Source organism: Cobetia sp. BMC6 (genome assembly GCF_029991385.1).
GTDB lineage: Bacteria > Pseudomonadota > Gammaproteobacteria > Pseudomonadales > Halomonadaceae > Cobetia.
The window spans coordinates 134224-151123 of sequence record NZ_JAKUMF010000006.1 but is presented as its reverse complement, the minus strand read 5'-3'; the positions used below and the strand labels follow the sequence as shown (position 1 = coordinate 151123).

Genomic DNA, 16900 nt, shown 5'->3' with positions numbered 1-16900 from the left:
ACTTTTCTTCAGACGAAGAAAAACCCGCTTCGTTGAAGCGGGTTTTTCAATTGGCGCGCCCTGGAGGATTCGAACCTCCGACCGCCTGATTCGTAGTCAGGTACTCTATCCAGCTGAGCTAAGGGCGCATAAACCTTGAAATCTGTGGCCTGAGCATTTCAAAATGACTTCAGGACTTTATCGTGCGAGTACTGCGTCTTTCCAACTTCATGTCTTGCGTTGCAGTGGCGCGCCCTGGAGGATTCGAACCTCCGACCGCCTGATTCGTAGTCAGGTACTCTATCCAGCTGAGCTAAGGGCGCATCTTACTGCATTTGTACTTAATGGCGGAGAGAGAGGGATTCGAACCCTCGATAGGGCTATAAACCCTATACTCCCTTAGCAGGGGAGCGCCTTCAGCCACTCGGCCACCTCTCCTCATCAGGTACGGCGCATATCTTACTCATTTGATTGGGCTTTGTCCAGCCCCTGTGTCGATTTTTTGGCTTCGATGCTGAACATCTCATCACCACTCGACGACAGGCTCGAGGCTGCGCGCCCCCAAGCAATCTCCCCGCATGAACCAGAACATGACGATGGCTAGCCTGTCGTCGCGTCTCGTTCGAGGGAGCGGGCATATTACCGAACCAGAATCGGCTTGTCTCCCCCTTTATTGAGAAAAAAGCCAAATTTTTCCCTTACGGAACACAGACTTGAACAAGCCGTCCTCTCATCACCCCGCATGAGCCGCTGCTCATGGAGGTAAGTACGCCGTTGTTCATGAGCTAGGCGGGCCGCCCTCGCCTGCGCCAGGCCCACATACGCGAACGCCAGCCATGGGGACAATGGCTGGCGTTCGTCGGGTCGTGCAGGGTCGTGCGACGTGCAGGCGCAGCATGCCGTCAGGCGATGGCATCGCCATTGTCTTCTTTCTCACGCTGGATGCGCTGATAGATCTCTTCTCGATGGACGGCAACGTCCTTGGGCGCGTTCACACCGATACGCACCTGATTACCTTTCACTCCGAGAACGGTGACAGTGATGTCGTCTCCGATCATCAGAGTTTCACCCACTCTACGGGTCAGGATGAGCATGACTGATCTCCTTGTCAGAAATTCAAAACAGCTGGGACTTCAACGGGATGTGGAGGCGGCGATCGACCGGGACAAGTCGACCACCCTGATGCATGAAGCTCGAATTATGCGCTATGCATGCTCCGACGGCCAATGCCATACCTTCATCACACCCGATAGGCACGTTGAATGAAAGCGCCCGATGCACAGACTGACATTCAGAAGAATGACAGAAAATACATCGGGCGCTATCGACTTCACGTGCCGCACGTCTTCCAGACCAATATCCCCAGCCTGGGCACCGACGCTTAACGACTTGGGCAAGTCATTGATTGTCGGTGTCTTTACGACTTCCTTGCTGCACGCTCCGTGGTGAGACTCAGGCAGTCTCGTCGCTGATCGCTTCTGCATCCAGGCCGAAGGCGGTGTGCAGAGAGCGAACCGCCAGCTCCATGAATTTCTCGTCGATCAGGACGGAAATCTTGATCTCTGAAGTGGAGACCATGCGGATATTGATGCCTTCTTCCGCCAGTACGCGGAACATCTTGGAGGCGACACCGGCGTGAGAACGCATGCCGACACCGACCAGCGAGACCTTGGCGATGTTGTCATCACCGCGCATCTCACCACCACCGACGGACGGAATCACCGTCTCGGTCAGGATGCGCTGGGTCGCCTTGAAGTCGGTCTTGGCGACGGTGAAGGAGAAGTCAGTGGTATTGCCGTCCGGAGAGACGTTCTGGACGATCATGTCGATTTCGATGTTGGAATCGGCGATCGGGCCCAGAATCTTGGAAGCGACACCCGGGATATCCGGCGTGTTGAGCAGAGTCAGCTTGGCTTCGTTGACATTGAAGGCGATGCCGGAGATCAGCGGTTCTTCCATGTTGTCTTCTTCCTCAGCGACGATCAGGGTACCCGGGCCATCCTCGAAGGAAGACAGCACACGCAGGGGAACATTGTACTTGCCGGCGAATTCCACCGAACGGATCTGCAGGATCTTGGAGCCCAGGCTCGCCATTTCCAGCATTTCCTCGACGGTCACCGTTTCCAGACGACGTGCCTTGGAGCACACGCGCGGGTCAGTGGTATAGACACCATCGACATCGGTGTAGATCTGGCACTCATCCGCCTTCAGTGCGGCAGCCAGGGCAACACCGGTGGTATCAGAGCCACCACGACCCAGCGTCGTGATGTTGCCCTCCTCATCGACACCCTGGAAGCCTGCCACCACGACCACCTTGCCATCGTCGAGGTCTTCACGCAGGTCATCGGTATCGATGCGCTGGATACGCGCCTTGGTGTGCGCGCTATCGGTGCGGATTCCCACCTGCGCCCCCGTGTATGAGGTCGCATCGACGCCGATCTTCTGCAGCGCCATGGCCAGCAGGGAAATGGTGACCTGCTCGCCAGTGGAGACCAGCATGTCCATCTCGCGCGGTGTCGGGTCATCATTGATCTCGCTGGCGAGACCGATCAGTCGATTGGTCTCGCCACTCATGGCAGAGACGACCACGACAATCTGATGGCCTTCATCGCGGAATCGCTTGACCTTCTCGGCGACGGCCTTGATCCGCTCCACCGAGCCGACCGAAGTGCCTCCGAACTTCTGAACGTATAGCGCCATGTGCGTTTCCGTTATCCGTGTCCGTTTGCGTTGTCCCCACATGAAGCTCATGTGAGCCCAAAAAGAGGCCGGGTCTCCCCAGGAGGAGCCCGGCCTTCATCTTGTACTGTCAGCCCAGCTGGGCGTCTACCCATGATGGCACACCGGCCAGTGCGCCCGGAAGCGAGGCGGCATCACTGCCACCGGCCTGGGCCATGTCAGCACGACCGCCACCCTTGCCGCCGACCTGCTCGGCCACGTGGCGTACCAGGTCACCCGCCTTGACGCGCGAGGTCAGGTCGTCGGTGACACCGGCGATCAGGCTGACCTTGTCACCGTCCGCGACGCCGAGCACCAGGATGCCGGAACCGAGCTTGGACTTGAGGTCATCCATCAGGCCGCGCAGCTCCTTGCCGGAAACGCCTTCGACCTGTTTGGCCAGCACCTTGATGCCCTGGACATTCGCGATGTCGCTGAGCATGTCGCTGGCCGAGGCAGATGCCAGCTTGGCCTTGAGGCGCTCAAGCTCCTTCTCGAGGCCGCGGTTGCGCTCCAGCAGGCTGCCAACGCGCTCCTCGACCTGTTCCGGCTTGGCCTTGAGACGCTCACCGAGGCGAGTCAGGGTCGCTTCCTGCGCAAGCAGGAAGTCACGCGCGGCGCGACCGGTGATGGCCTCGATACGACGCACGCCGGACGCGATACCGGTTTCGGCGAGAATGTGCATCTGGCCGATGTCGCCGCTGCGCTTGACGTGAGTCCCGCCGCACAGCTCGATGGAGAAGGCGTCCTGACCGATGGTCAGCACGCGGACCTCCTCACCATACTTGGCATCGAAGAGTGCCGCTGCGCCGCGCGCCTTGGCCTCATCGAGGCTCATGAACTCGATGGTGGTCTCGGCGTTGGCGAGGATCTGCGCGTTGACGATGCGCTCGACCTCGGACAGCTGCTCGGCCGTCATCGCTTCAAAGTGGCTGAAGTCGAAGCGCAGACGCTCGGCCGTGACCAGCGAGCCCTTCTGCTGAACGTGCTCGCCCAGCACCAGACGCAGCGCTTCGTGCAGCAGGTGCGTAGCGGAGTGGTTGCGCACGGAAGCCGCACGCAGCTCGGCATCGACCTGCGGACGCACCTTGTCACCGACCTTGAGAGCGCCTTCGATCAGCACACCGTGGTGCAGGTGATGGCCGGTCTGCTTCTGGGTATCGCTGACCTGAAAGCGGCCGCCGTCCAGATGCAGATAGCCGGTGTCACCGGCCTGGCCACCTGACTCGCCGTAGAACGGGGTGGTGTCGAGCACCACGATGCCCTTGGTGTCCACCTCGAGTTGCTCGACGGCATTGCCTTCGGCGTCGAACAGCGAGGTGACGGTGGCTTCCCCTTCCAACTGGTCGTAACCGGTGAAGACAGTCTCGCCTTCCAGCACCAGGTTGGCGGAGTAGTCGCCGCCGAAGTTGCTGGCGGCACGGGCGCGATCACGCTGTGCTTCCAGGGCCGCCTGGAAACCTGCCTCATCGAGGATCAGCTCGCGCTCGCGGCAGATGTCGGCGGTCAGGTCATACGGGAAGCCGTAGGTGTCGTAGAGCTTGAAGATGGTCTCGCCGTCGAGGGTATTGCCCTCGAGGCCAGCGATGGCTTCTTCCAGAAGCTTCATGCCATGTTCCAGCGTACGCGCGAACTGCTCTTCTTCCTTGAGCAGCACCCGTTCGATCTGCTCGCGTGCGGCGCGCAGTTCCGGATAGGCATCGCCCATCTCGCTGTCGAGAGCCGCGACCAGCTTGTAGAAGAAGCTGCCACGCGCGCCCAGCTTGTGACCATGACGCACGGCGCGACGGATGATGCGACGCAGCACGTAGCCACGGCCTTCGTTGGAGGGCAGCACGCCATCGGCGATCAGGAAGGCGCACGAGCGGATGTGGTCAGCCACCACACGCAGTGACGGCGTGGCGATGTTGTCGTGACCGATGATCTCGGCCGCGGCGGCCAGCAGATTCTGGAACAGGTCGATCTCGTAGTTGGAGTGCACGCCCTGCATCACGGCCGCGACACGCTCCAGGCCCATGCCGGTATCGATGGACGGCTTGGGCAGCGGGTGCAGCGTACCCTCGGCGTCACGGTCGAACTGCATGAAGACCAGGTTCCAGATCTCGATGTAGCGATCGCCATCTTCGTCCGGGCTGCCCGGCGGGCCACCGGCGACGTCTTCGCCATGGTCATAGAAGATCTCGGAGGACGGGCCACACGGGCCGGTGTCGCCCATCTGCCAGAAGTTGTCCTCGTCGAGACGCGAGAAGCGGTTCTGATCGATGCCGACCTCGTTGAACCAGATATCACGGGCTTCGTCATCGCTGACGTGCACGGTGACCCAAAGCTTCTCCTTCGGCAGGCCGAGTTCTTCGGTCAGAAACTTCCAGGCGAACTGGATGGCTTCACGCTTGAAGTAGTCGCCGAAGCTGAAGTTGCCCAGCATCTCGAAGAAGGTGTGGTGACGGGCGGTATAACCGACGTTGTCCAGGTCATTGTGCTTGCCACCGGCGCGCACGCAGCGCTGCGCGGAGGTCGCACGGCTGTAGCCACGCGGGTCACGACCCAGGAAGACATCCTTGAAGGGCACCATGCCGGCGTTGGTGAACAGCAGGGTCGGGTCGTTGTTCGGCACCAGAGAGCTGGTGGGAACGATGGTATGGCCCTGCTTCTCGAAATAGGTCAGGAAGGCGTTTCTGATTTCTGCGCTTTTCATAGAGGTTCCGTAGCGATGTGCGTAAAGACGCTCCGGGGGTCTTCTGCATGACTTCCGCATGGTTTCTGCATATTCATCCATGTGGGTATGCATGGAGGTGCAATGAAAAGCATGAAAGAAGGCGCCTGCCCCGTGCCGTCGCAAGACGACCTAGTATAACGTCTGTTCGCGCAAGCTAAAGGGGGGGAAATGTCCTGAAGCGCCGGTTTGCGCGTCATGAGAGCCAAACAGATGCTCGCCAGCTAGCCATCTTCCTCCTCATCACTCCAGGCGGACTCCATGGCATAGCGCAGCTGCTCATAGTCGAAGCCGCGCTGGAGCAGAAAGCGTTCGCGCCGTGCGCGCTCCTTTTGTCCCTCGCCGGGGCCGGAAAAGCGCCTGGCCAGCGTCTCGCGCGCCAGCTCGAAGAAATCCACCGCCTCGACATGGCCGAAGGCATCCGGCGTCGGGTCACTGGCGGCACGCATGACGGCATTGAGCGTCTCGCTATCGATACCACGCTGGCGCAGCTCCTGCTGGATACGCCTCGGCCCCTGCCCGCGCAGGACGCGCGCCCGCAGGAAGCTGGCGGCAAAGCGCTCATCGGATTGCAGGCCCTCCTCGGCCATGCGCTCCAGCACCTCCTCGATCAGCAGCTCGACCTCATCGCGACTCAAGGTCGCCTGCGCGCCCTCCTCGCCCGCGGCTTGCCGCTCTGCCAACTCGTCATCGCTGACCGCCCGCAGGTAGTCACGCTCCTTGAGATAGTCGTGCAGCTCGCGGCGACTATGTTCGCGGCGCGCCAGTCGCGCGATGGCATCATTGCGCGCACGCCGTTGCGGCGTCATCGCACCTGAGTCGAGCGGTTGATATTCAGGCCCGCCCATTTCAGCGCTGTCATCGTGCATGGTCATGCTCTCCGGGGTTGAGCAGAAGGACATCGATGGACGTGAACGCAAGGCGCCCGCCTCCGAGTCATCGGGGCGGGCGCCTTGCGTTCATCGCACCGGGTCGGAAACGACACGCTGCGATGACGCCAGCCTGACGGCCGGCGCTCTTGCTCTTTCTTCTGGACGAGCCTCAATCGAGATCGATATCCAGGTCGTCTTCACTCTCGGCGGCCGCGGCCTCTTTCGACTCTTCCTTGGCTTCCGGGGCTGCCAGCAACTGGGCGCGGATCTGGGTTTCAATCTCCTCCATGATGGCGGGATTGTCTTCCAGGTACTGGGCGGAGTTGGCCTTGCCCTGGCCGATCTTGCTGCCCTGATAGCTGTACCAGGCACCTGACTTGCCGACCAGACCACACTGCACACCCAGGTCGATCACCTCACCGGCGTGATAGATGCCCTTGCCGTAGAGAATCTGGAACTCGGCCTGACGGAACGGCGGCGCGACCTTGTTCTTGACGACCTTGACGCGGGTCTCGTTACCGGTGACTTCATCACCGGACTTCACGGAACCGGTACGACGGATATCCAGACGCACGCTGGAGTAGAACTTCAGTGCGTTACCGCCAGTCGTGGTTTCGGGGCTGCCGAACATCACGCCGATCTTCATGCGGATCTGGTTGATGAACACCACCATGCAGTTGGCGTTCTTGATGTGACCGGTCACCTTGCGCAGCGCCTGGGACATCAGACGCGCCTGCAGGCCAACGTGTGAGTCGCCCATCTCGCCTTCGATCTCGGCACGCGGCGTCAGCGCTGCCACGGAGTCGACGATGATGACGTCAACACCGCCGGAACGTACCAGCATGTCGACGATCTCGAGCGCCTGCTCACCGGTGTCCGGCTGGGAGACCAGCATCTCGTCCAGATTGACGCCCAGCTTCTCGGCGTAGGACGGATCCAGTGCGTGCTCGGCATCGATGAAGGCACACACCTTGCCCTGCTTCTGCGCCTGGGCGATGACCGAGAGGGTCAGTGTCGTCTTGCCCGAGGATTCCGGGCCGTAGATCTCGACCACGCGCCCGAAGGGCAGGCCGCCGATGCCGAGTGCGATATCCAGCCCCAGAGAACCGGTGGAAACCGACGGGATGGCCACACGCGGGGCATCGCCCATGCGCATGACGGCGCCCTTGCCGAACTGGCGCTCGATCTGGGACAGCGCCGCGTTCAGCGCCTTGGTACGATTGTCGTCCTTTGCCATGTGGCCTCCTGTCGAACGGCGGAGCCACACGGGCTGCCACCTGGAATAGAGAATTCTGTCACTGAGAGCTGAGCAGACACCGTCAGACTAGCGGCTGAGGTGCCGTGGCAAAACCCTGTATACATGGACAGTATAATGCCGCAAGTTGCGTCGCTCTGCCAGTCCGGTGGTGCGCTTTTTCAGGCAGCACCCCCAACGCGGGGCTTGCATCGGACTCACGCGTCTTCGGTGCCGATCTGCAAGGCCTCCACGCGCTTGATCAAGCCCTGCAACGCCTCCCGCACGGCGGCGTCACGCACCGCCTGCCGGTCGCCGGGAAAGTGACAGCAGCGTGCCTGCTGGCGCGCCTCGCTCCCCCACGCCAGCCACACGGTGCCGACGGGCTTCTCGTCACTTCCCCCGCCGGGGCCGGCCACGCCGCTGATCGCCACCCCCAGCTCAGCGCCGCTGTCGCGACAGGCGCCCCGCACCATCTCGCACACGACCGCCTCGGAGACGGCGCCGAAAGTTTCAAGCGATGCCTCACTGACCCCCAGCAGGCGCTGCTTGGTGGCATTGGAATAGGTCACGTAGCCCGCATCGAAATAGCTGGAGCTGCCGGCAATCGCCGTGATCGCGGCACTCACGCCGCCCCCGGTGCACGACTCGGCGGTGGTGACGCGCACGCCGCGCGCGATCGCCAGCGCCTGCAACTGCTCAGCCAGAGCATTCACGCACGCAGCCTCGGGTGTCGTACCAGTCAATTGGCTCACGAACTTTCTCCCTGTAAAGGTCATCAAGTGAAAAGGGCAGCGAGCATGAGACATCACAGGCATTGGAGCCGGCCGCGCCAGTCCGTAGAATATCGCGCATCCCGCATGCCGTGTTCTCGCATGTGTGCTTTTTCCCATTGCAGTGCAGTCAAGGAAGTCCATGGCCATGGCCAAGAACAGCGCGCCCCAGATGACGCCGATGATGACGCAGTACATGAAGATCAAACGCGAGCACCCCGGCGTGCTGCTGTTCTATCGCATGGGCGACTTCTATGAACTGTTTCATGAGGACGCAAAACGCGCAGCACAACTGCTCGATATCACGTTGACGGCGCGCGGCAGCTCCGGCGGTTCACCGATCCCCATGGCAGGGGTGCCCTACCACAGCGCCGAAGGTTATCTGGCACGTCTGGTCAAGATGGGCGAATCGGTGGCCATCTGTGAGCAGATCGGTGACCCGGCGACCAGCAAGGGGCCTGTCGAGCGCAAGGTGGTGCGTATCGTCACGCCGGGGACGCTGCATGATGAGGCGCTGCTGGATGCCAGCCGCGACAACCTGCTGGTGGCGCTGCACCGTGATGGAGAGACCTGGGGCCTGGCCGCTCTCGAGCTCTCCTCCGGTCGCTTCAGCGTGCTCGAGGTCAATGGTGATGACGAGCTGCTGGCCGAGATCCAGCGCCTGTCGCCTGCCGAAGTCATGGTCGGCGAAAGCCGTACCCTCCCCGCCAGCCTGTCCTCGCGCCCAGGCCTGACCCGCCAGAGCGATTGGCACTTCGATCACGAGACTGCCTTGCGCCTGCTGTGCGATCAGTTCGGCGTCCAGGACCTCAACGGCTTTGGCTGCAGCCACCTGACGCGCGCCGTCACGGCAGCCGGTGCCCTGCTCGACTATGCTCGCGACACCCAGCGCACCGGCCTGCCCCACGTGACCGCGCTGGCCGTCGAAAGCCGCGATGACTCGGTGGTGATCGATGCCGCCAGCCGCCGCAACCTCGAGATCGATACCAACCTGGGTGGCACCGGCGACAACACGCTGGCCAGCGTGCTTGACGTCACCGCGACCGCGATGGGCTCACGCCTGCTCAAGCGCTGGCTCAACCGCCCGCTGCGCGATCAGCGCCAGATCGGCCAGCGTCAGGCGGCGGTACAGCGTCTACTGGATGGCGACTACCCCTTCGAACTGCAAGGCCTGCTCAAGCGCATCGGAGATGTGGAGCGCATCCTCGCCCGTGTCGCGCTGCGCAGCGCACGCCCCCGTGACATGGCACGCCTGCGCGATGGTCTCAACACCCTGCCCGAGCTGCGCGCCGTGCTCGCCAGCGTCGAGAAAGGCAGCGCCATCGATGACCTGCGCGATGCCATCCGCCTGTTCCCGGCACTTTCCGCGATGCTCAGCGAGGCGCTGGTCGAGAATCCGCCGGTGGTGCTGCGCGATGGTGGCGTGATCGCCGATGGCTACGACGATGAGCTGGACGAGTATCGCGGCCTGTCCGAGAACGCCGGCCAGTATCTGGTCGCACTCGAGACTCGCGAGCGCGAGCGCACCGGCCTGAGCAACCTCAAGGTCGGCTACAACCGCGTGCATGGCTACTTCATCGAACTGCCGCGCTCGCAATCGGCCGAGGCCCCGCCGGAATACATCCGTCGCCAGACCCTCAAGAATGCCGAGCGCTTCATCATCCCCGAACTCAAGGAATTCGAGGACAAGGCGCTGTCCGCCAAGTCCAAGTCACTGGCGCGCGAGAAGCTGCTGTATGAGCACCTGCTGGATGATCTGAATACCGAACTGGATGGCCTGCAGCAGACGGCCCGTGCGCTGGCATCACTGGATGTGCTGACCGCCTTCGCCGATCGCGCCGCCGCGCTCGATTTCGTGCGCCCAGAACTCAGCGAGACCCCGGGCATCGACATCGAAGGCGGCCGCCATCCGGTAGTCGAACATGTCAGCGACCATCCCTTCGTCCCCAACGATGTGCGCTTCGATGATACGCGGCGCATGCTGGTGATCACCGGCCCCAACATGGGCGGTAAATCCACCTACATGCGTCAGACGGCACTGATCGCTCTGCTCGCGCATACCGGCAGCTTCGTGCCGGCGACGCGCGCCTGCATCGGCCCGCTGGATCGCATCTTCACGCGCATCGGCTCATCGGATGACCTGGCCGGCGGCCGCTCGACCTTCATGGTCGAGATGACCGAGACCGCCAGCATCCTGCACAACGCCACTGACGAGAGCCTGGTGTTGATGGATGAGATCGGCCGCGGCACCTCGACCTTCGATGGTCTGTCACTGGCATGGGCCAGCGCCGAGCATCTGGCGCGCACGCGTGCCTTTACCCTGTTCGCGACCCATTACTTCGAGATGACGGCGCTGCCCGAGCATGCCGATGCCGTCGCCAACGTGCACCTGACGGCCGCTGAGCACGGCGATGGCATCGTCTTCATGCACCGCGTCGAGGAAGGCCCTGCCAGCCAGAGCTATGGCCTGCAGGTGGCCCAGCTGGCCGGGGTGCCGCAGAGCGTCATCCTGCGCGCGCGCGAGAAGCTGACCAGCCTGGAGCAGCAGGAAATCGATCGCCCACAGGTGGCGCGCGAGGATGCGCTGGGCCAGCCGGTACCGCAACAGAATGACCTGTTCGCGGCACCGCCGCATCCGGTCGTCGAAGCCCTCAACAGCCTTGACCCGGATGATCTGAGCCCCAAGCGAGCGCTGGAGCTGATCTACGAATGGCACCGGCAGCGCTGAGTGCCGTCACGCCTGCTCCGAGAAGGAACGGCAAGGCTCAAGAGTGAATGGCAAGACTCGACAGCAACCTTCGGGCATAGCACCATTCCAAAACGATCCGCCCCTGCTGATTGCGGGGGCGGCAGAGCGCCACTAGAATAACGTCTTATAACATCTGCGCCGCTTATAACCTGAAGGCCATGATGTCGCCGAGACGACACATGGTGGGCGCCTGGACCACGACCTACGAGAGAGACGCCAATCCGCGTCAGGAGACCTGCATGGCATTCATCGTCACCGAGAACTGCATTCGCTGCAAATACACCGACTGCGTGGAAGTCTGCCCGGTGGATTGCTTCTACGAAGGCCCGAACTTCCTGGTGATCAACCCGGATGAGTGCATTGACTGCGCGCTGTGCGAACCGGAATGCCCCGCCGAAGCCATCTTCTCCGAGGATGAAGTGCCGGAGAACCAGAAGGAATTCATCGAGCTGAATGCCGATCTGGCCGAAGTCTGGCCGAACATCAGCGAGAAGAAGGACGCCATGGAAGACGCCGAGAAGTGGGATGGTGTCGACGGCAAGCTTGAGTATCTGGAGCAGTAAGCCCCTCAAGTCACCCGCATCTCGCGTGGCTAGCGGCTTGCCCGCCCTGACAGGGCAAAGCCCGGCTCTGACGACAGAAACGGCAGCGATTCCCCCGGGAGCCGCTGCCGTTTCTGTATCTGATGCCTGAAGCCTGTGCCTGAAGAGCTCGCGCTGAGAACTCCTCCCCCCCGACCTCCAGACATAAAAAAAGGGCGACCCCGTAAGGTCGCCCGCTCCAAGCGTGTCCCTGTCGATCCATCCTGGATCGCACTCCTGAGTGCTGTCCCTGCCCTTCACGACATCCTGTCATTCGGGGCGCACCGTCACGCGTGGCGGGCATTGCAGCACTGCTCGCGCAGCTGTCCCACCGCAATGCCCGTTAGTGCAGATATTTGCCTGTCCTGCTGTCCTGCCCATGCATTGCCCGGCGTCCTGCCTTTACCGCTCCCTGCCTGTGCAGCTGACAGCCTCACGACATTCCTTGTCCGACTATGCTTGTCGTGGCTTCCTGTCACTTGATGCTGCCGCTGTCTGCCCCATCATTCCTGACGCAGATGATGTCCCGTCATCCGTCACTTCCTGTGAGGGCAAGCTTCCTGACTGCATATCAGAGCCTGGGGCTCTTCGACACTCCGTGTCGTTATCGTGCTTCCTGCCTGTGTGGCGCTTCCCATCGCCGACGGATCATCCTGATCCTGACACACTCCGGTGTCATGCCCGCCATCCTTGCTTCCTTGGCATCTCTCGCCTGACTCCTTCAAGCGAAGATATGCAGCTCTCTGCTACCGACGTCCATGCCAGGTCCTTTTCCGCCGAGCGTCCTGCTCAGCGGGGCGAAACGTCCTGTCTCGCCATCAAGTCTTTTCTGATCATCCCGTTGGCATCCTGCCGAGACTGCGGTGTCCCGCCGCACCCTCACGTCCATGCAGCCATTCTGGGCAGCATTCGCCGGCGAGGCAACTAGCCAAACCTCTTACCCCGCTATACCCGAACAGACCATCAGAGAAAATATATTCAATAAAAACAAGTAGATAATGAAGAACATACGTTCATATCCGCAGGCGACTCGCAGTCAGTGTCTCGATTGTCCTGCGGAATTTGTAAGAGATGACTTACACGAAATCAGTGCCTGGAAGCGGTCCATTTCCTGCCTCCCCACTCATTCATCGCCTGCAATGCACAACGGGGCCGTGCCAGAAGGCACGACCCCGTTGCAAGTTACCTCTACGGTGCTGGGCGCTGAGCCCCGCACACCACGGGCAATTACTGACCCTTGATCTCTTTCAGACCGTTGTAAGCCACGTCTCCCAGCTGCTGCTCGATCACCAGCAGACGATTGTACTTGGCGACACGATCAGAGCGGCACAGAGAACCGGTCTTGATCTGGCCAGCACAGGTACCGACGGCGAGGTCGGCGATGGTGGTGTCTTCGGTCTCGCCACTACGGTGGGAGATGACCGCGGTGAAGCCGGCGGCCTGCGCCATCTTGATCGCATCCAGAGTCTCGGACAGTGAGCCGATCTGGTTGAACTTGATCAGGATGGAGTTGCCGATGCCTTCATCGATACCGCGGCTCAGGATGCGCGTATTGGTGACGAACAGGTCGTCGCCGACCAGCTGCACCTTGTCACCCAGCTCGTCGGTCAGCATCTTCCAGCCTTCCCAGTCGGACTCATCCATGCCGTCTTCGATGGAGGCGATCGGATATTCCGCGGCCAGGCCCGCCAGATAGTCGACGAAACCACGTGCGTCGAAGCTCTTGCCTTCGCCGGACAGGTTGTACTGACCGTCCTGGTAGAACTCGGAAGACGCGCAATCCAGCGCCAGAGTCACATCGGTGCCCAGGGTGTAGCCCGCATCGCTGACGGCCTGCTTGATGACGGCCAGTGCTTCGGAGTTGGACGCCAGGATCGGAGCAAAGCCACCTTCATCACCCACGGAGGTGCTCAGCTCGCGCCCCTGCAGCACCTTCTTCAGCGCGTGGAAGATCTCGGCGCCGGTGCGCAATGCTTCACGGAAGGTCGGCGCGCCGACCGGCTGGACCATGAACTCCTGGATGTCGACGTTGTTGTCGGCATGCTCACCGCCGTTGATGATGTTCATCATCGGCACCGGCATGGAGTACTGCCCCGGCTGGCCGTAGAGCTCAGCGATGTGAGCGTAGAGCTCGATGCCCTTGGCCTGCGCTGCCGCCTTGGCAGCCGCCAGAGAGACGGCAAGAATCGCGTTGGCACCCAGCGATTCCTTGTTCTCGGTACCATCCAGCGCCAGCATGGCATCGTCCAGCGCGCGCTGGTCGAGTGCATCCATGCCCACGAGGCGCTCGCGGATCGCGCCATTGACGGCTTCGACTGCCTTCAGCACGCCCTTGCCCAGATAACGGCTCTTGTCGCCATCACGCAATTCCAGCGCTTCACGCGAACCGGTGGAGGCACCGGAAGGCGCGCAGGCACTGGCGCGTTGGCCACCTTCCAGCACGACCTCGGCCTGTACGGTCGGGTTACCACGGGAATCGAGCACCTCAAGGGCGCGGATTTCGACGATATTGGCCATCTTGTGTCGTCCTCTACACGGGGGATTGAAACACCACGACGGGCATCTTGCCCATAGTGCAAAAAGGCCGCTCACACAGGGGTGAACGGCCAGTAGTCCTGCTCAACGAATGTCCAGCGGCGCGAAGCCCTTGACCAGCGCATCCAGCGATTGCAGCTGGCGCAGGAAGGGTTCGAGCTGGTCCAGCGGCAAGGCGCAGGGGCCGTCACACTTGGCGTTGTCCGGGTCCGGATGCGCTTCGAGGAACAGACCCGCAAGCCCCAAGGCGACACCGGAGCGTGCCAGATCGAAGACCTGCTCACGGCGCCCGCCAGCGGAATCGACTCGCCCGCCCGGACGCTGCAGCGAGTGGGTGACATCGAACAAGACCGGCAGGCCGCTATCCTTCATCTCGGCCATGCCGAGCATGTCGACCACCAGGTTGTTGTAACCGAAGCTGGAGCCACGCTCGCACAGCAGAATCCGGTCATTGCCCGCTTCACCGCACTTGGCGACGATATGGCGCATCTCGTGCGGCGCGAGGAACTGCGGCTTCTTGACGTTGATGACGGCGCCGGTGCGCGCCATGGCCACGACCAGGTCCGTCTGCCGCGCCAGGAAGGCCGGCAGCTGAATGACATCGGCCACTTCCGCCACGGCTGCCGCCTGATGCGGCTCATGCACGTCCGTGATGATCGGCACACCGAAGCGCGACTTGATCTCGGCCAGAATCTCGAGCCCCTTCTCCATCCCGGGCCCGCGGTAGGAGTGCATGGAGCTGCGGTTGGCCTTGTCGAAGCTGGCCTTGAAGACGTACGGCATGCCCAGGCGTGACGTCACCTCGACGTACTGCTCGGCGACTTCCAGCGCCAGCTCCCGCGATTCGAGCACGTTCATGCCACCGAAAAGCGTCATCGGACGATCGTTGGCGACTTGCAGACCCGCAAAGTCGATCACGCGTTGTTCGTTGCTCATCTCTGCACCGTCCATCAAATCGTTGTCCATCGGCAGTCTGCCTGATGATGCTCTGGCGAACATCAAGACCTGCAACCACCACGCAGAAGACCTACGGGCGCCACCCGAGGTGGCGCCCGCTCAACACCCTATCACTCGCCGCGAGTACGCGCCGCCTTGTGATTGAGCGCGGCATTCACGAAGCCGGTGAACAGCGGATGGCCATCACGCGGCGTGGAGGTGAATTCCGGGTGGAACTGACATGCCACGAACCATGGGTGATCCGGCAGCTCGACCATCTCGACCAGCGAGTTGTCGACGCTGCGACCGGAGAAGATCAGGCCCGCTTCTTCCAGGGCCGGCACGAACTGGTCATTGACCTCATAGCGGTGACGGTGACGCTCGACGATCTCGTCGCTGCCATAGGCCTGATGCGCCTTGGAGCCGTTGAGCAGGCTGCAGGCCTGACCGCCAAGACGCATGGTGCCGCCCAGATCAGACGCCGCATCGCGGGTCTCGATCTTGCCTTCCGGCGTCAGCCACTCGGTGATCAGACCGACCACCGGGTGCTGGGTGTCATGGGTGAATTCGGTAGAGTTGGCATCGCTCCAGCCCGCCACATTACGTGCGAACTCGATGACGGCAACCTGCATGCCCAGGCAGATGCCCAGATACGGCACCTTGTTCTCACGCGCGAAGCGCGCGGTGGCGATCTTGCCTTCCACACCACGCTCGCCGAAGCCGCCCGGCACCAGCACCGCGTCCTTGCCGATCAGGCGGTCGGTGCCGTTGCGCTCGATTTCCTCGGAGTCGATGAAGTCGACGTTGACCTTCACACGCCCCTGGATACCGGCGTGGGTCAGCGCCTCGTTCAGCGACTTGTAGGCGTCGAGCAGCTCCATGTACTTGCCGACCATCGCGATGTTGATGGTCTTGAGCGGGTTGAGCTTGGCGTCGAGCACCGCGACCCATTCGGACATGTCGGCCTCTTTGGCCTCCAGGCGGAACTTGTCGCAGACGATCTCATCGAGGCCGGCTTCGTGGAGCATCAACGGAATGCGATAGATGGTGTCAGCATCCTGCAGTGAGACGACGGCACGCTCTTCGACGTTGGTGAACAGCGAGATCTTGCGACGCTCGCTTTCCTCGATCTCGACTTCGCTGCGGCAGATCAGGATATCCGGCTGGATACCGATGGAGCGCAGCTCCTTGACGCTGTGCTGGGTCGGCTTGGTCTTGGTCTCGCCGGCCGTCTTGATGTACGGCACCAGCGTCAGGTGCATGAAGAGCGCACGCTCGCCACCCAGCTGCGCACGCAGCTGACGGATGGACTCCAGAAACGGCAGCGACTCGATGTCACCCACGGTACCACCGATCTCGACCAGTGCGACGTCATAGCCTTCACCACCGGCGATCACGCGGCGCTTGATCTCGTCGGTGATGTGCGGGATGACCTGCACCGTTCCACCGAGGTAGTCACCGCGGCGCTCCTTGCGCAGCACGTGCTCGTAGACTCGGCCGGTGGTGAAGTTGTTGCCCTGGGTCATGCGCGAGCGGATGAAACGCTCGTAGTGACCGAGGTCGAGGTCGGTTTCCGCGCCATCTTCGGTGACAAAGACTTCGCCGTGCTGGAACGGGCTCATGGTGCCCGGATCGACGTTGATGTACGGATCCAGCTTGAGGATGGTGACCTTGAGGCCACGGGCCTCGAGAATAGCCGCCAGCGAAGCGGATGCGATGCCCTTGCCAAGCGAGGACACAACGCCGCCCGTCACGAAGATAAATCGTGTCATGGAAACCTGCCGAAAACGTGAGCTGTAGGAGAGATCCG

General features: G+C 61.9%; 11 protein-coding genes and 3 tRNA genes. 2 read left to right on the top strand and 12 right to left on the bottom strand.

Annotated elements, in window-relative coordinates; translation table 11 throughout:
• Window positions 1-51: 51 nt before the first annotated feature.
• The 9 genes from MKZ40_RS12590 to MKZ40_RS12550 form a co-directional block, all read right to left on the bottom strand.
• Window positions 52-128 (bottom strand) — tRNA-Arg (locus MKZ40_RS12590).
• Between the two features lie 97 nt (window positions 129-225).
• Window positions 226-302: transfer RNA gene (locus MKZ40_RS12585), tRNA-Arg, on the bottom strand.
• Between the two features lie 22 nt (window positions 303-324).
• Window positions 325-417, bottom strand: a tRNA-Ser gene (locus tag MKZ40_RS12580).
• Window positions 418-881: 464 nt separating this feature from the next.
• Complete coding sequence (gene csrA, locus MKZ40_RS12575; RefSeq protein ID WP_043332937.1) at window positions 882-1073, bottom strand: carbon storage regulator CsrA; 192 nt, start codon at window positions 1071-1073, stop codon at window positions 882-884.
• A gap of 358 nt (window positions 1074-1431) precedes the next feature.
• Window positions 1432-2679 (bottom strand): aspartate kinase, encoded by a 1248-nt coding sequence (locus tag MKZ40_RS12570; protein ID WP_175089627.1) that lies wholly within the window; start codon window positions 2677-2679, stop codon window positions 1432-1434.
• Window positions 2680-2788: 109 nt separating this feature from the next.
• Window positions 2789-5392, bottom strand: coding sequence for an alanine--tRNA ligase (gene alaS, locus MKZ40_RS12565; protein WP_175089628.1), 2604 nt, complete (start codon window positions 5390-5392; stop codon window positions 2789-2791).
• A 242-nt stretch (window positions 5393-5634) separates the two neighbouring features.
• Window positions 5635-6219 (bottom strand): regulatory protein RecX, encoded by a 585-nt coding sequence (locus MKZ40_RS12560; protein ID WP_175089719.1) that lies wholly within the window; start codon window positions 6217-6219, stop codon window positions 5635-5637.
• A 232-nt stretch (window positions 6220-6451) separates the two neighbouring features.
• Window positions 6452-7519 carry a recombinase RecA gene (recA, locus tag MKZ40_RS12555; RefSeq protein WP_175089629.1) on the bottom strand — a complete coding sequence of 356 codons (1068 nt, stop codon included), beginning with the start codon at window positions 7517-7519 and terminating at the stop codon, window positions 6452-6454.
• A 215-nt stretch (window positions 7520-7734) separates the two neighbouring features.
• Complete coding sequence (locus MKZ40_RS12550; RefSeq protein WP_282627913.1) at window positions 7735-8271, bottom strand: CinA family protein; 537 nt, start codon at window positions 8269-8271, stop codon at window positions 7735-7737.
• Window positions 8272-8437: 166 nt separating this feature from the next.
• On the opposite strand from MKZ40_RS12550, the gene mutS reads away from it, so the two are divergent.
• Entirely contained in the window at window positions 8438-11017 is a 2580-nt protein-coding gene (mutS, locus tag MKZ40_RS12545; RefSeq protein WP_175089630.1) for a DNA mismatch repair protein MutS, read from the top strand.
• Between the two features lie 260 nt (window positions 11018-11277).
• The gene (gene fdxA, locus MKZ40_RS12540; RefSeq protein WP_043333067.1) at window positions 11278-11601 is read left to right on the top strand and encodes a ferredoxin FdxA; all 324 of its coding nucleotides are present in this window, start codon (window positions 11278-11280) and stop codon (window positions 11599-11601) included.
• 1245 nt (window positions 11602-12846) lie between these two features.
• Here the strand turns inward: fdxA and eno are convergent.
• From eno to MKZ40_RS12525, 3 genes are all read right to left on the bottom strand, one after another.
• A complete protein-coding gene (eno, locus tag MKZ40_RS12535; protein ID WP_175089631.1) occupies window positions 12847-14136 on the bottom strand; it encodes a phosphopyruvate hydratase in 1290 nt (429 codons plus the stop codon).
• Window positions 14137-14238: 102 nt separating this feature from the next.
• The gene (kdsA, locus tag MKZ40_RS12530; RefSeq protein WP_175089632.1) at window positions 14239-15090 is read right to left on the bottom strand and encodes a 3-deoxy-8-phosphooctulonate synthase; all 852 of its coding nucleotides are present in this window, start codon (window positions 15088-15090) and stop codon (window positions 14239-14241) included.
• 131 nt (window positions 15091-15221) lie between these two features.
• A complete protein-coding gene (locus MKZ40_RS12525) occupies window positions 15222-16862 on the bottom strand; it encodes a CTP synthase (protein ID WP_175089633.1) in 1641 nt (546 codons plus the stop codon).
• Window positions 16863-16900: the final 38 nt, after the last annotated feature.

Coding starts and splice junctions, on each gene's coding strand:
- csrA (WP_043332937.1), bottom strand. CDS start 1,073: ATGCTCATCCTGACCCGTAGAGTGGGTGAAACTCTGATGATCGGAGAC.
- MKZ40_RS12570 (WP_175089627.1), bottom strand. CDS start 2,679: ATGGCGCTATACGTTCAGAAGTTCGGAGGCACTTCGGTCGGCTCGGTG.
- alaS (WP_175089628.1), bottom strand. CDS start 5,392: ATGAAAAGCGCAGAAATCAGAAACGCCTTCCTGACCTATTTCGAGAAG.
- MKZ40_RS12560 (WP_175089719.1), bottom strand. CDS start 6,219: ATGACGCCGCAACGGCGTGCGCGCAATGATGCCATCGCGCGACTGGCG.
- recA (WP_175089629.1), bottom strand. CDS start 7,519: ATGGCAAAGGACGACAATCGTACCAAGGCGCTGAACGCGGCGCTGTCC.
- mutS (WP_175089630.1), top strand. CDS start 8,438: ATGGCCAAGAACAGCGCGCCCCAGATGACGCCGATGATGACGCAGTAC.
- fdxA (WP_043333067.1), top strand. CDS start 11,278: ATGGCATTCATCGTCACCGAGAACTGCATTCGCTGCAAATACACCGAC.
- eno (WP_175089631.1), bottom strand. CDS start 14,136: ATGGCCAATATCGTCGAAATCCGCGCCCTTGAGGTGCTCGATTCCCGT.
- kdsA (WP_175089632.1), bottom strand. CDS start 15,090: ATGAGCAACGAACAACGCGTGATCGACTTTGCGGGTCTGCAAGTCGCC.
- MKZ40_RS12525 (WP_175089633.1), bottom strand. CDS start 16,862: ATGACACGATTTATCTTCGTGACGGGCGGCGTTGTGTCCTCGCTTGGC.